Source organism: Brevundimonas sp. P7753 (assembly GCF_013386595.1).
In the GTDB taxonomy this organism is placed as follows: domain Bacteria; phylum Pseudomonadota; class Alphaproteobacteria; order Caulobacterales; family Caulobacteraceae; genus Brevundimonas; species Brevundimonas bullata.
Genome location: NZ_JACARP010000047.1, coordinates 1 through 12548 on the forward strand (window position 1 = coordinate 1; position 12548 = coordinate 12548).

Genomic DNA, 12548 nt, shown 5'->3' on the forward strand with positions numbered 1-12548 from the left:
CCGCCTGCAGGTCCAACTGCTGGCGCGGGCGAACGAAGCCCGACGCATCGCCGAGGAAACCCTGCCGCAAGCGCAACGCGCCGTGACCCTGGTCCGGGACGGCTTCGCGCGCGGCGGCTTCACCTACAACGACGTCATGAGCGCCCACACGGCCCTGTTGCAGACCCGGGCGCGCCGCGTGACGGCGCTTCAGGCCTTCCATCTTGATCGCGCCCGCCTTGACCGGCTGACCGGCGCCCATGCCGATCTGATCGGCCCGGAGATCCAACCATGATCCGCTCCATCTCCGCCCGCCTTCTCGGCGGGGCGGCCATGGCCGCCTGCGCCCTGGCCCTCTCCAGCTGCGGCGAGCGCGCCAAGCCGGCCGAGGGCGGCGAGGCCGAAGCGGCCGCCGCCGCCGACTATGAACGCGGCCCCCACAACGGCCGCCTGCTGCGCGACGGCGACTTCTCGCTCGAGATCACCATCTATGAGGAAGGTCCCGAGCCCCTGTTCCGCCTCTACCCCTACCTCAAGGACAAGCCCCTCGATCCCGCCCTTGTGTCGGCCGACATCGCGCTCACCCGCCTGGGCCCCAAGGTCGACCGTTTCCAGTTCACCCCGGAAAAGGACTATCTCGCCAGCCCCGGCGTCGTGTTCGAGCCCCACTCCTTCGACGTGGCCGTGAACGCGACCCAGGCCGCCAAGCGCTCGACCTGGACCTATCAGTCCTATGAAGGCCGCACGGTCATCACCCCGACGGCCGCCCAGGCCGGCGGGGTCACGACCCAGACGGCCGGCCCCGCCGTCCTCGGGGAAAGCCTGCCGCTCAGCGGGCGCGTCGAGATCACGCCGGAAGGCCAGAGCGAGGTCCACGCCCGCTACCCCGGTCGGGTCGTGGCCATGAACGTCCAGCTCGGCCAACGCGTCACGCGCGGCCAGGTCCTGGCGCGCGTGGAATCCAGCGAAAGCCTGCAGACCTACGCCGTCACGGCGCCGATCTCCGGCGTCATCCTGGCCAAGAACGCCAACCCCGGCGCCATCACCGGCAACGGCGCGCCCATGCTGGTCATCGGCGATCCGACCCGGCTTCACGCCGAGTTCTTCCTCTATCCGCGCGACGCCGAACGCGTGCGTGTCGGCCAGAGGGTGGAGGTGACGAGCCTGGCCGGCGAACACCGGGCCAGCGGCGTGATCGAAGCCATCCTGCCGTCGGATGACGTCCTGAGCCAGACCCTGGTCGCCCATGTCGAGCTGCCCTATCAGAACGGCGTCTGGCGTCCGGGTCTGGGCGTCCAGGGATCGGTCCAGGTCGGCGAAGGCGAGGCGCCGCTCGCGGTGCGGACCAAAGCCCTCCAGCCCTTCCGTGACTTCACCGTCGTCTACGCCAGGGTCGGAAACACCTATGAGGTGAGGATGCTCGAACTGGGCCGCCGCACCGACGAATGGACCGAGGTCCTCGGCGGCCTGGAGCCCGGGACCGAATATGTCGTCGACGGCGCCTTCCTCATTCGCGCGGACATCGAAAAGTCCGGCGCGAGCCATGACCACTAGGGGGCGCGCGCATCATGCTTGATCGCATCATCGCCCTGTCGATCCGCTTCCGATGGCTCGTCATGGGGCTGGTCCTCACGGCCTGCGTCGTCGGCGTCTGGAGTTTCCAGCGCCTGCCGATCGACGCCACCCCCGACATCACCAACGTCCAGATCCAGATCAATACGGAGGCGCCGGGCTATTCCCCGCTGGAAGCCGAACAACGCATCACCTTCCCCGTCGAGACGGCCGTCGCCGGCGTGCCGGGACTGCAATACACCCGCTCGGTCTCGCGCTACGGCCTGAGCCAGGTGACCGTCATCTTCGACGACGGCACCGACATCTATTTCGCTCGCCAGCTGGTGAACGAACGGCTGCAAGGCGCGCTCGGCCAGCTTCCGCCGGGGATCACACCGGAGCTGGGTCCCATCGCCACGGGGCTGGGCGAGATCTTCATGTATACGGTCGAAGCCGAGCCCGGCACCCGGAGGCCCGACGGCCAGCCCTATTCGACCGAGGACCTGCGCACCCTGCAGGATTGGGTCATCCGGCCCCAGCTTCGCAACACCCGTGGGGTCACCGAGGTCAACACCATCGGCGGCTATGAGCGGCAGTACCACGTCACCCCGCGACCAGAGCGGTTGTCCGCCTATGGCGTGACCATGGCCGAGATCGTCGAGGCGCTGGAGAAGAACAACGCCAACGTCGGCGCGGGCTATGTCGAACGCTACGGCGAACAGTATCTGATCCGGGTGCCGGGCCAGGCGACCAGCCGCGAGGATCTCGGCGCCGTGGTCATCGCTACGCGCGGCGGCGTGCCGATCCGCGTCGCCGACGTCGCGGACGTCGACATGGGCGAGGAGCTACGGACGGGGGCCGCGACCGAGAACGGCAAGGAGACGGTGCTGGCCACCGTCCTGATGCTGGCGGGCGAGAACAGCCGCGTCGTGGCCCAGGCCGCCGCGGCCAGCCTGGAGGAAGCCGCCAAGGCCCTGCCCAAGGGGGTGAAGGCGTCGCCGGTCTATGACCGGACCGACCTCGTCGAGCGGGCCGTCAAGACGGTCGAGAAGAACCTGGTCGAAGGCGCCCTGCTCGTCATCGTCGTCCTCTTCCTCCTGCTCGGAAACATCCGCGCCGCCCTGATCACGGCGGCGGTCATCCCCATCACCATGCTGATGACGATCACGGGCATGGTGCGCACCGGCACCTCGGGCAATCTGATGAGCCTGGGGGCGCTGGACTTCGGCCTGATCGTCGACGGCGCCGTCATCATCGTCGAGAACTGCCTGCGTCGCTTTGGTGAGGCCCAGCATCGTCTGGGGCGCATCCTGACCCGAGAGGAAAGGTTCGAACTGGCGGGCTCCGCCTCCAGCGAAGTGATCCGCCCCTCCCTGTTCGGGGTGATGATCATCACCCTCGTCTATGTGCCGATCTTCGCCCTGACCGGGGTCGAGGGCAAAACCTTCCATCCGATGGCCATCACCGTGGTCATCGCCCTGACGGCGGCCCTGCTGCTGTCCCTGACCTTTGTTCCCGCCGCCGTCGCCATGTTCGTCACGGGCAAGGTGGAGGAGAAGGACAGCTTCCTCATGCGCTGGGCGCGGATCGGCTATCAGCCCGCGCTCGACTTCGCCCTCAGGAGCCGCAGGCTGATGGTGGGGCTGGCCGTAGTCCTCGTCGTCATCGCCGGCTTCGGCGCTTCAAGAATGGGCTCGGAGTTCGTGCCCAATCTCGACGAAGGCGACATCGCCATGCACGCCCTGCGCATTCCGGGCACCAGCCTGACCCAGGCCGTCCAGATGCAGACCGCGCTGGAGGCCCGTCTGGCGAAATTCCCCGAGGTCGAGCGGGTCGTGGCCAAGATCGGCACCGCCGAAGTCGCCACCGATCCCGTTCCGCCGTCGGTCGCCGACACTTTCATCATGCTGAAGGACCGCAGGGACTGGCCTGATCCCCGCAAGTCGCGCGGGGACCTGGTCGCGGAGATGGAAGCCGCCGTCAGCGAGATTCCCGGCAGCAAATACGAGTTCACCCAGCCCATCCAGATGCGGTTCAACGAACTGCTGTCCGGCGTTCGCGCCGACGTCGCCGTCAAGATCTATGGCGACGATCTGGACGAACTCCTGCGGCTGGGCGCCGAGGTCGAGGCCGTCGTCGCTTCAGTCGAGGGATCGGCCGATCCCCAGACCGAGCAGATCACCGGCCTGCCGGTGCTGCAGATCACGCCTGATCGCACCGCCATGGCGCGCCTGGGCCTGAGCCTCGACGACGTCCAGTCGGTCATCTCGACCTCCATGGGCGGCACGACCGCGGGCCAGATCTTCGAGGGCGACCGTCGCTTCGACGTGGTGGTCCGCCTGCCGGAAGACCTGCGCTCGGACGTCAACGCCATCGGCCGCCTGCAGATTCCCCTGCCGGCCGCCGAGGGCCAGGCGCGCCGGTTCATTCCCCTGAGCGAGGTCGCCGTGATCGAACTCGTCAAGGGGCCGAACCAGATCAGCCGCGAAAACGGCAAGCGCCGCATCGTGGTGACAGCCAATGTCCGCGACCGCGATCTGGGCTCCTTCGTCGGCGAGGTGCAGAAGCGGATCGAAGCCGACGTGGTCGTCCCTGCCGGCTACTGGGTCACCTACGGCGGTACGTTCGAACAGCTGATCTCGGCGGCCAAACGGCTCCAACTGGTGGTGCCGGCGGTGCTGCTGCTGATCTTCGGCCTGCTGTTCGCCCTGTTCCGTTCGGTCAAGGACAGCGCCATCGTCTTCTCCGGCGTGCCCCTGGCGCTCACCGGCGGGGTCGCGGCCCTGATGCTCAGAGGCCTGCCGCTGTCGATCTCCGCCGGCGTCGGCTTCATCGCCCTCTCGGGGGTGGCGGTGCTGAACGGGGTGGTCATGGTCACCTTCATCCGCAGCCTGATCGCCGAGGGCAAACCCCTGGGCGAGGCCCTTCGCGAAGGCGCCCTGACCCGGCTGCGGCCGGTGCTGATGACCGCCCTGGTCGCCAGCCTCGGCTTCGTGCCCATGGCGCTCAACGTCGGGGCCGGCGCCGAGGTCCAGCGCCCGCTGGCCACGGTCGTGATCGGGGGGATCATCTCCTCAACCCTGCTCACCCTGCTCGTGCTGCCAGCCCTCTACAGCCTGGTGCACGGGCGATCGAAGCCTGACGGGACCACGGGCGCTGCACCCGGCGGCCTGGCCCGCTTCGATCCCCGGCGCTTCCTGCCTTTCAGCCGCCGGCCCTGAGGGCGTCCGGGCGGCGCGGCTTCGGCCGCGCCGCCCCCTTCCTCCCGCACACTCGATTTCCGCCCAAGAGGATTCACATGACAATCGCGTCCCGCCACGACCCCTGGTCCTGGCTGAAATCCCCAGCGACGGCGCTTCTGGCCGTCCTCATCTTCTTCATCATCGACGGCGCCGCCGCCCAGGCGCTCGCCCACGGCGTGGCCGAGGGCGACAAGGGCTATATCCAGGAAACCTCCGGGATCGTCTTCTGGCCGTTCGTCTATCTCGGCGCCAAGCACATGGTGACCGGGTACGACCACCTGCTGTTCCTGTTCGGGGTGATCTTCTTCCTCTACCGGCTGAAAGACATCAGCATCTACGTGACCATGTTCGCCATCGGTCACTCCACGACCCTGCTGCTCGGCGTGCTGACCAACATCAGCGTCTCCAGCTACCTGGTGGATGCGATCATCGGCCTGTCGGTCGTCTACAAGGCGCTCGACAACCTGGGCGCCTTCCAGCGCTGGTTCGGCTTCCAGCCCAACACCAAGGTCGCCACCCTGGTGTTCGGCCTGTTCCACGGCTTCGGCCTGGCCACCAAGCTGCAGGACTTCCAGCTGTCCCCCGACGGCCTGTTGGTCAATCTCGTCGCCTTCAACATCGGCGTGGAGATCGGCCAGCTTCTGGCGCTCGGCGCCATCCTCATCGTCATGGGTTTCTGGCGCCGCAGCGAGAGCTTTTTCAAACACGCCTATCTCGCCAACGTCGTCCTCATGACCCTCGGCTTCATTCTGACGGGCTACCAGCTCGTCGGCTATTTCGTCGCCTGACCGGAGACCTGAACCATGTACAACGCTGACAAACCCCGCCTGTCCGACCTGCCCACCACGGGTCAGTTGCTCCGCTCGACCGGCATCGCCGCCGTCGTCGCCGCCGGCCTGCTCGTCACTGTCGTCCTGCCGTCCGAGTACGGCGTCGATCCGACCCGGGTGGGAACGGTCTTCGGCCTGACCGAGATGGGCCGGATCAAGGTCTCCCTGGCTGCGGAAGCCAAGGCGGACGAGGCGATGGACGCCGCTGCAGCCGCGGCTCCGATCGAGGCGAGTCCAGCGCCCGTCGTCGTCGCTGCGGTCGCCCAATCCGCGGCCGCCAGCCCGGCGCCCGACGCCGCCTCCGGCCAGCGCACCGATGAAACCATACTGACCCTGGCGCCCGACCAGGGCGCCGAAATCAAACTGGTCATGACGGAGGGCGCCAAGGCCCGCTTCACCTGGACGAGCAGCGGCGGACGCCTGAACTTCGACACCCACGCGGATCGCCCCGGCGTCTCCTACCACGGCTACGGCAAGGGCTCGTCCCAGAGCGAAACCGGCGAACTGACGGCGGCCTTCACCGGCAGTCACGGCTGGTTCTGGCGCAATCGCACGGGCGCACCCGTGACAGTCACCCTCAAGACCGAAGGTGCCTACACCGAAGTGAAACGCGTCGTCTGATCCACAGGGGGTTCACGCCTTCGTCGTCGGCCGGCGGTTCCGCCGCCGGTCAATGACAGAGACAGGAGAGCGAGCGGCCTCACCGCCTGGACCACGGCCAGCGCCTGTGTCGCTCGTCGATCACATAGGGATCGGCATGCGTAGTCTCATCCGTCCCCTTGTCCTGCACGTGATCCTGCAGGTGCGGATCGCCCCGCCCGCCGCAGCAGCCAGGCTGATCGCCAGCAGTCCGCGCAGACACGGCGCCAGGGCGAAGAGACCAACGCCGTCGGTCAACCGCCGGAGGAAGGGGCGCGCGCGTCTGGCTGAGGGCCGGCAAGGTGGCGCTGACGACAAACAGGCCGATATGACGAAGCCGACCGAGGTCGCCGAGGTTGTTGTAGCTCCTGAAGGCCAGAAGGACGGCCACCACCCACACCCTATGACGGCGTAGAAATCATCGACTTAAATTTCGCAACCCATCAAACGGGGTGCACCGCTTCGGTGTCGAACAGCGCCTCGATGATGGGGCAGTCCGGCGTCGAGCCTTCGGCGCAACGGGCCACCATGTCGGAAAGAACCCGCTCCATCGCCCGCAAGCTGACGATCTTGGAGCGCACATCAGTCAGGTGCACGGCGGCCACTTCGCGGACCTCGGTACAGGGTCGATCCCGCTGTTCCGCCAAGTCCAGCAGGGCTCGAACCTCATTCAGCGTGAAACCGAGATCACGAGCCCGCCGAACGAAGTTTAACCGAAGGAGGTGCCCCCCGCCGTAGAGGCGGTGCCCCCCGTCGCTGCGAGCCGGCGCAGGGATCAAGCCGATCCGCTCATAGTAGCGGACGGTCTCGATGTTGACGCCGGTTCGGCGCGACAGCACGCCGATCGCGAACTGCGGCGTCGTGTCACGCAGGGCGAATTTGTCCATCGAAGATAAAGCCCTTGTATCTGTAGTCGCTACAGACCCTATCTTGCCTTCATCACCAAGAGAAGGAGTGGGCAATGGCCGCCTCGGACGGCATCGAGAACCCCAACGGAAACGCCGCGGCCCCAGCCGACAAGTCGTCCAGCCGTGCGTGGCTGGCGGTTGCAGGCCTTGCTGCCGCGATCGGCGCGTCGTCCTGCTGTGTTCTGCCGCTGGTGTTGTTCGCGCTCGGCGTCAGCGGGGCCTGGATCGGCAACGTCACGGTCCTCGCGCCCTATCAACCCTATTTCATCGTTGCGGCGGTGGCTTTCCTGGGTGTCGGATTCTTCCGCGTCTATCGTCGTCCTCGCACCGCCTGCGCCGAAGGCGAGACCTGCGCTCGACCGGGCTCCACCCGCCTTGTCAAGATCGCGCTTTGGGCGGCGTCCGTGCTCGTCGCCATCGCCGTCGCATTTCCCTATGTTGCGCCGCTGCTACTCGGCGCGTGAGTTCCTGGAGATCAAGGCCATGACCCTTTCCATCCGCGCCGCCCTTGCAGTTGCAGCGGCGCTTTTCACTGCCGAAACGGCGCAGGCGGCCGAACGCACGGTGACGCTGGATGTCACCAATGTGTCCTGTGTGACGTGCGCCCCTATCGTTCGACGCGCTATCTCGCGGGTTCCGGGCGTTACGGCTGTATCCGTGAACCCTGGCGACGCCGGACGGGCCGTGGCGACCGTGACCTACGACGACGTGCGAGTGACGCCGACAGTCCTGGCTCAGGCCTCGACCAACGCCGGCTATCCCGCGCGTGTTCGGGCCAGCCACTAGCGGAACCAGGTTTCGCTAGTGGGCGTCATCGGCACGAACATCGGCGGCGCCATGCAGTTCTACTTCCTGACGAGCCCACCCGTTCCGGCCTTCCCTGTCGTCGCGCCGTAGCGGGCCGCCAGGCCTGTCCGGTTGCAGGCCGCCCGCCCAACGGCGGACACAAGATTTGAAAGCACCGAGCAGTATGAGTGACTGTCGCCCTCTCTCCCGGAACGCCGCAGAGACCTATGATCTGGTCGTGATCGGCGCTGGCTCAGCCGGCTTCTCCGCCGCCATTACGGCAGCCGAAGAGGGAGCGCGGGTAGCGCTCGTCGGCGCCGGAACGATTGGCGGGACCTGCGTGAACATAGGCTGCGTGCCGTCGAAAGCGTTGATCCGCGCGGTGGAGCCCCTGCACCAGGCGCGGGCCGCAAGCCGTTTCGACGGCGTGAGAGCCACTGCTGAAATCAGCGCCTGGTCCGAGGTGATCCGCCAGAAGGACCAACTGGTGAACGCTCTGCGTCAGGCCAAATACGAAGATGTCCTGCAAGGCTACGACGCCATCGCCTACCACGAAGGCGCAGCCAGGCTCGTCTTGGGCGGCGTGGAGGTCGGCGATGTCCGGCTCACCACCGACAAGGTGATCATCGCGACGGGATCGCGACCGGCGATTCCGGCGATCGCTGGGATCGACACTGTCCCCTATCTGACCAGCACGACCGCGCTCGAACTGGAGGCGCTGCCGCAGTCCTTGCTGGTGATCGGTGGTGGATACATAGGCGCGGAATTGGCTCAGATGTTCAGCCGGGCCGGCGTGCAGGTCACGCTCGTGTGCCGGTCACGTCTGTTGCCGGAAGGTGAACCCGAGATCAGCGAGGCGCTGCAACGCTACCTCTCAGACGAGGGCGTCACCGTGGTTGTCGGGGCGACCTACGAGGCTATCGCCCATTCGGAAACGGACGTGTCGCTCACCCTTACGCAGGGCGACAGCCGGAGGGTGCTCACCGCCGAGCGCGTGCTCATGACGACAGGCCGGATCGCCAACTCGGACGGCCTGGGTCTTGCCGAGTCGGGGGTCAGCGTCTCCGAAAACGGAGGAATCGTCGTGGACGACCGGATGCGCACGACCCGCCCCGGCGTCTACGCCGTCGGTGACGTCACCGGGCGTGACCAGTTCGTCTATATGGCGGCCTACGGTGCCAGGCTCGCTGCTCGAAACGCGCTCAACGGCGACAGTCTGTCCTACGACAACAGCGCCATGCCGGCGGTCGTGTTCACCGATCCCCAGGTGGCGACGGTCGGGCTCACGGAAGCCGCCGCACGGGCGGCCGGGCATGATGTCCAAACCTCGATGATCACCCTGGATCACGTCCCGCGCGCGCTCGCGGCCAGAGACACGCGCGGGCTCATCAAGCTGGTGGCGGATCGCGGCACGCGGCGGCTCCTCGGCGCGCACATTCTTGCTCCGGAAGGGGCCGACAGCATCCAGACCGCAGCGGTGGCCATCAAGTGCGGAATGACGGTGGAGCAGTTGGGCGACACGATCTTCCCCTATCTCACGACCGTCGAGGGCCTGAAACTGGCGGCGCTGACGTTCAACAAGGACGTCGCCAAACTCTCTTGCTGCGCCGGTTGAGGGCCAAGACGCGATGCTTCCCGCTGCGACGGCTATCGGCTGCTGCGCGCCGGATCAGACGCTCTTCATCGAAACAGAGGGGTCCGCCAGCAGGACCGGATCCACTGGCGTCGCCTTGCCGATCAGCAGCCGTCCGCCCATGAAATCGGCCGGGGCGTTGACCGCTTCGACGCAAACGATGCGGTCGCCATTCAGGTGGAAGACGGCGAAAGCGCCGCTGGCCGGATCGCCACGCACCACCTGATGGTCGGCGTCAAACGGAAGGCCGGCGATCTGAAGCTTGACGTCATACTGGTCCGACCAGAACCAGGGCACTTCGGCCGCCGGGGGCGCTCGGCCGACGATGGCGGCGGCGGCCTGCTTGGCCTGTTCCAGGGAGTTCGGAACGCTTTCCAGCCGATGCATCCGCCCGCCGTGGACCGGGATGGGCCGATGGGTGACGTCGCCGATGGCGTAGATTGAGGGATCCGCCGTGCGGGCGTTCTCATCCACGACCACGCCGTTCTCACAAGGCAGACCCGCCGTTCGCGCCAGGGCTTCGCGCGCCAGGGCGCCGACGCCGACCAGAACCGCGTCCGCAGCGATCAGGGTTCCGTCCGCCAGCCGGACGCCTTCGGGGCGAACGCCGCCGCCCTCAAAGCCCGACACCTCGGCGCCGGTCAGAATCTCGACGCCGCGCGCCCGGTGATAGTCGGTGAAGAAGGCGGACAGGGTTTCCGACGCCACGCGCGCCAGCACCCGGTCCATGCGCTCGATCACCACCGCCTCGGCGCCGAGGGCGCGGGCCGAGGCTGCCGCCTCCAGCCCGACATAGCCGCCGCCGACCACGGCCAGACGCTTGCCGGGGGCGAGCGCAGATTTCAGTCGTTCGGCGTCGTTCAGCGTGCGCAGTTCCATGAGGTCGGGGCGGTCGGCTCCGGGGATGGCCAGCTTGCGCGCCATCGAGCCCGTGGCCAGGATCAGCACGTCGTAGGCTTCGACCACGCCGTCAGCGAAGGTCACCGCCTTGGCTCCCGCGTCGATGGCGGTCGCGGTGACGCCGGTGCGCAGGTCGATCTGCTGCTCGGCGTAGAAGCTCTCGGGGCGCAGCAGCAGGTCCTCCAGACCCGCCTCCCCCTTCAGCCAGGCCTTGGACAAGGGCGGTCGCTGATAGGGCGCCGCCGCCTCCTCGCCCGCCAGGACGATCTCGCCCGCAAAGCCATACTGCCTCAGCAGCGCCGCCGCCGAGCCCCCCGCGTGTCCCGCGCCGATAATCAGAACCCTGGTCGAGTTTGCAGACATTGAGCCCCTGCTTCCTGATTCCACATTTTCGTCAGAAGCGACGTCCGTCGCAGCGAATTTTGTAAATGGCGCAGGGCTCCGCCTCGCGCCGTCCGTCCGCCAGGGCCGCCATCTCCTGGAACAAGAGGCCCAGGGCTCGGTCGAGCCCGGGTCGGCGTCCTAGTCCGAAGCCTCTGCAGGGTCCGAGGGCGCGAACCGCGCTCCGAGATCATAGGCTTCCCCTGGAAAGGTCAGTCGAACGAAGGTGATGCGCTCCGCTCGCCGCCACGTCCGGCGTTCGAGGGAAAGGCAGGCCGCAGCAGGATCGATCCCTAGGGTCAGCGCGGTTGCGCGGGACACGTTCACGGCTCGGATTCTGTGCTCGGCTTCCGTCCAGGGAACGCGCTCCAGCAGCCATGTGCCGGGCGGACCCTGGGTAAAATCGGCGTCCCGGGCCTGGGGCACGGAGGCCAGGCTGATCAACCGTTCCTCGAGCGCGAAAGGACGACCGCTGCTGCGGTGGAGGCAGCGCAACTCGATCACCTCGCCGGATGCGGCGAGTGCAAGTTCTTCCGCGTCCCGCTTGTGCGCGGCCCGGACCTTCCGGGACAGGAGTTCGAAATCATAGGGTTCGCCGCGATTGAGAATCTCGGCCTGTATGTCCGGGATATCCAGCACGAAGGAATGTATCCGCGGCCGCGCCACAAAGGACCCGAAGCGTCGACGGCGTATGATCATGCCCCGTTCCGCCAGCGGCGCGAGGGCCTTGTTCACGGTCATGCGCGAACAACCATACTCCTCCATCAGCTCATGCTCGAAGGGGATGCGGAACCCGGGCGACCATTCGCCCGACAGGATGCGGTCGGCGATGTCGGAGCGGATGCGTCGGTGGAGCGTGAGATCCATGGAGTCGTTCCTCCCCGTCATGTCCGTTAATCGGGCCAAGCTTCAGCTTGGCCCGCATTGGCCGCCAATCCAACAGGAAGGCGCCGGGGCGCAGAACGCCCCGGCGCAGTCTCAACGGCGGCGCTGCAGCCATTCGATCCCGTCATGGATATAGGCGAAATCCTGGCGTCGGAAGGCGCTGAACAACATGATGAAACCGCTCAGGGCCAACCACAGACACCCGGTGGCGATGATGATGATCAGCGGATGGTTGAAACTCTGGCGATCCGTGTAGTCCATGATGTGGATCATCCAGAAGAAGTCCCAGAGCCGCCAGGTGTTGGTCTTGGCGCCCGCGACCTCGCCGGTGACGGCGTTCAGGATCAGGGTCGTCTTCTCCTTGTCCGCGAACTCGACCCGCCAGGCCGGAAGCGCGAAATCTCGCGTCTCCAGCGTCGGCTTCTCGACCAGAGCCACGGAGGTCACCGGCGCTGTGCCGTTGAAGGCTGCGACGGCCAGCGTCTTGGCGCGGGCGTCGTCGATGACGATGCGGCGACCGTCCACGGGGTCGACCAGTTGGACGCCGCTGGGCGTCGTGGCGGCGTAAACCCAGGCGTCTTGCAAGGGACGCAGCTCGATCCGGGAAATCGGCTGGCCCACCGCCTGGGCGACCTGAGCCAGCGACAGCACCCCAGCGGGCGTGGGCGACGGCGTAGAGTGGACGATGGAATCTTCACCAGCCACCTTGCGATGATCGATCAGCGCCATGGCGGCGCCGCTGATGGCCCAGAGCAGAAATTGAAGACCCAGGACCAGGCCGAACCATTTGTGCAGTCTACGGATTAGAAACATC

At 67.0% G+C, this 12548-nt stretch carries 12 protein-coding genes; 8 read left to right on the plus strand and 4 right to left on the minus strand.

Annotated features, from left to right (window positions below; genetic code table 11):
• The 5 genes from HX774_RS10265 to HX774_RS10285 all read left to right on the plus strand — a co-directional run.
• Positions 1-274 (plus strand): TolC family protein (locus HX774_RS10265; RefSeq protein WP_178826549.1); only part of this gene is annotated, 274 nt, incomplete at its 5' end.
• A complete protein-coding gene (locus HX774_RS10270; protein WP_046652901.1) occupies positions 271-1533 on the plus strand; it encodes an efflux RND transporter periplasmic adaptor subunit in 1263 nt (420 codons plus the stop codon). The genes HX774_RS10265 and HX774_RS10270, both read left to right, overlap by 4 nt.
• A gap of 14 nt (positions 1534-1547) precedes the next feature.
• Positions 1548-4751 (plus strand): efflux RND transporter permease subunit, encoded by a 3204-nt coding sequence (locus tag HX774_RS10275; protein ID WP_178826551.1) that lies wholly within the window; start codon positions 1548-1550, stop codon positions 4749-4751.
• A 77-nt stretch (positions 4752-4828) separates the two neighbouring features.
• Positions 4829-5560 carry a HupE/UreJ family protein gene (locus tag HX774_RS10280; RefSeq protein ID WP_003164980.1) on the plus strand — a complete coding sequence of 244 codons (732 nt, stop codon included), beginning with the start codon at positions 4829-4831 and terminating at the stop codon, positions 5558-5560.
• A gap of 15 nt (positions 5561-5575) precedes the next feature.
• Positions 5576-6223 (plus strand): hypothetical protein, encoded by a 648-nt coding sequence (locus HX774_RS10285; RefSeq protein ID WP_003164981.1) that lies wholly within the window; start codon positions 5576-5578, stop codon positions 6221-6223.
• Between the two features lie 461 nt (positions 6224-6684).
• Here HX774_RS10285 and HX774_RS10290 read toward each other — a convergent pair whose 3' ends face one another.
• Entirely contained in the window at positions 6685-7128 is a 444-nt protein-coding gene (locus HX774_RS10290; RefSeq protein WP_003164983.1) for a helix-turn-helix domain-containing protein, read from the minus strand.
• Positions 7129-7202: 74 nt separating this feature from the next.
• Between HX774_RS10290 and HX774_RS10295 the strand changes: the two genes are divergently transcribed.
• The 3 genes from HX774_RS10295 (at position 7203) to merA (ending at position 9550) form a co-directional block, all read left to right on the plus strand.
• Complete coding sequence (locus tag HX774_RS10295; protein ID WP_003164984.1) at positions 7203-7613, plus strand: mercuric transporter MerT family protein; 411 nt, start codon at positions 7203-7205, stop codon at positions 7611-7613.
• 19 nt (positions 7614-7632) lie between these two features.
• Entirely contained in the window at positions 7633-7935 is a 303-nt protein-coding gene (locus HX774_RS10300; protein WP_223850727.1) for a heavy-metal-associated domain-containing protein, read from the plus strand.
• Positions 7936-8173: 238 nt separating this feature from the next.
• Entirely contained in the window at positions 8174-9550 is a 1377-nt protein-coding gene (gene merA / locus HX774_RS10305) for a mercury(II) reductase (RefSeq protein WP_280523757.1), read from the plus strand.
• Positions 9551-9604: 54 nt separating this feature from the next.
• Here merA and HX774_RS10310 read toward each other — a convergent pair whose 3' ends face one another.
• From HX774_RS10310 to HX774_RS10320, 3 genes are all read right to left on the minus strand, one after another.
• The gene (locus HX774_RS10310) at positions 9605-10831 is read right to left on the minus strand and encodes an NAD(P)/FAD-dependent oxidoreductase (RefSeq protein WP_178826553.1); all 1227 of its coding nucleotides are present in this window, start codon (positions 10829-10831) and stop codon (positions 9605-9607) included.
• A gap of 159 nt (positions 10832-10990) precedes the next feature.
• A complete protein-coding gene (hutC, locus tag HX774_RS10315) occupies positions 10991-11716 on the minus strand; it encodes a histidine utilization repressor (RefSeq protein WP_035285203.1) in 726 nt (241 codons plus the stop codon).
• A 111-nt stretch (positions 11717-11827) separates the two neighbouring features.
• Complete coding sequence (locus HX774_RS10320; RefSeq protein WP_178826555.1) at positions 11828-12547, minus strand: PepSY domain-containing protein; 720 nt, start codon at positions 12545-12547, stop codon at positions 11828-11830.
• Position 12548: the final 1 nt, after the last annotated feature.

Bases quoted from the DNA above. Each gene is read 5' to 3' on its own strand.
- HX774_RS10270 (WP_046652901.1), top strand. From the start codon at position 271: ATGATCCGCTCCATCTCCGCCCGCCTTCTCGGCGGGGCGGCCATGGCC.
- HX774_RS10275 (WP_178826551.1), top strand. From the start codon at position 1,548: ATGCTTGATCGCATCATCGCCCTGTCGATCCGCTTCCGATGGCTCGTC.
- HX774_RS10280 (WP_003164980.1), top strand. From the start codon at position 4,829: ATGACAATCGCGTCCCGCCACGACCCCTGGTCCTGGCTGAAATCCCCA.
- HX774_RS10285 (WP_003164981.1), top strand. From the start codon at position 5,576: ATGTACAACGCTGACAAACCCCGCCTGTCCGACCTGCCCACCACGGGT.
- HX774_RS10290 (WP_003164983.1), bottom strand. From the start codon at position 7,128: ATGGACAAATTCGCCCTGCGTGACACGACGCCGCAGTTCGCGATCGGC.
- HX774_RS10295 (WP_003164984.1), top strand. From the start codon at position 7,203: ATGGCCGCCTCGGACGGCATCGAGAACCCCAACGGAAACGCCGCGGCC.
- HX774_RS10300 (WP_223850727.1), top strand. From the start codon at position 7,633: ATGACCCTTTCCATCCGCGCCGCCCTTGCAGTTGCAGCGGCGCTTTTC.
- HX774_RS10310 (WP_178826553.1), bottom strand. From the start codon at position 10,831: ATGTCTGCAAACTCGACCAGGGTTCTGATTATCGGCGCGGGACACGCG.
- hutC (WP_035285203.1), bottom strand. From the start codon at position 11,716: ATGGATCTCACGCTCCACCGACGCATCCGCTCCGACATCGCCGACCGC.
- HX774_RS10320 (WP_178826555.1), bottom strand. From the start codon at position 12,547: ATGTTTCTAATCCGTAGACTGCACAAATGGTTCGGCCTGGTCCTGGGT.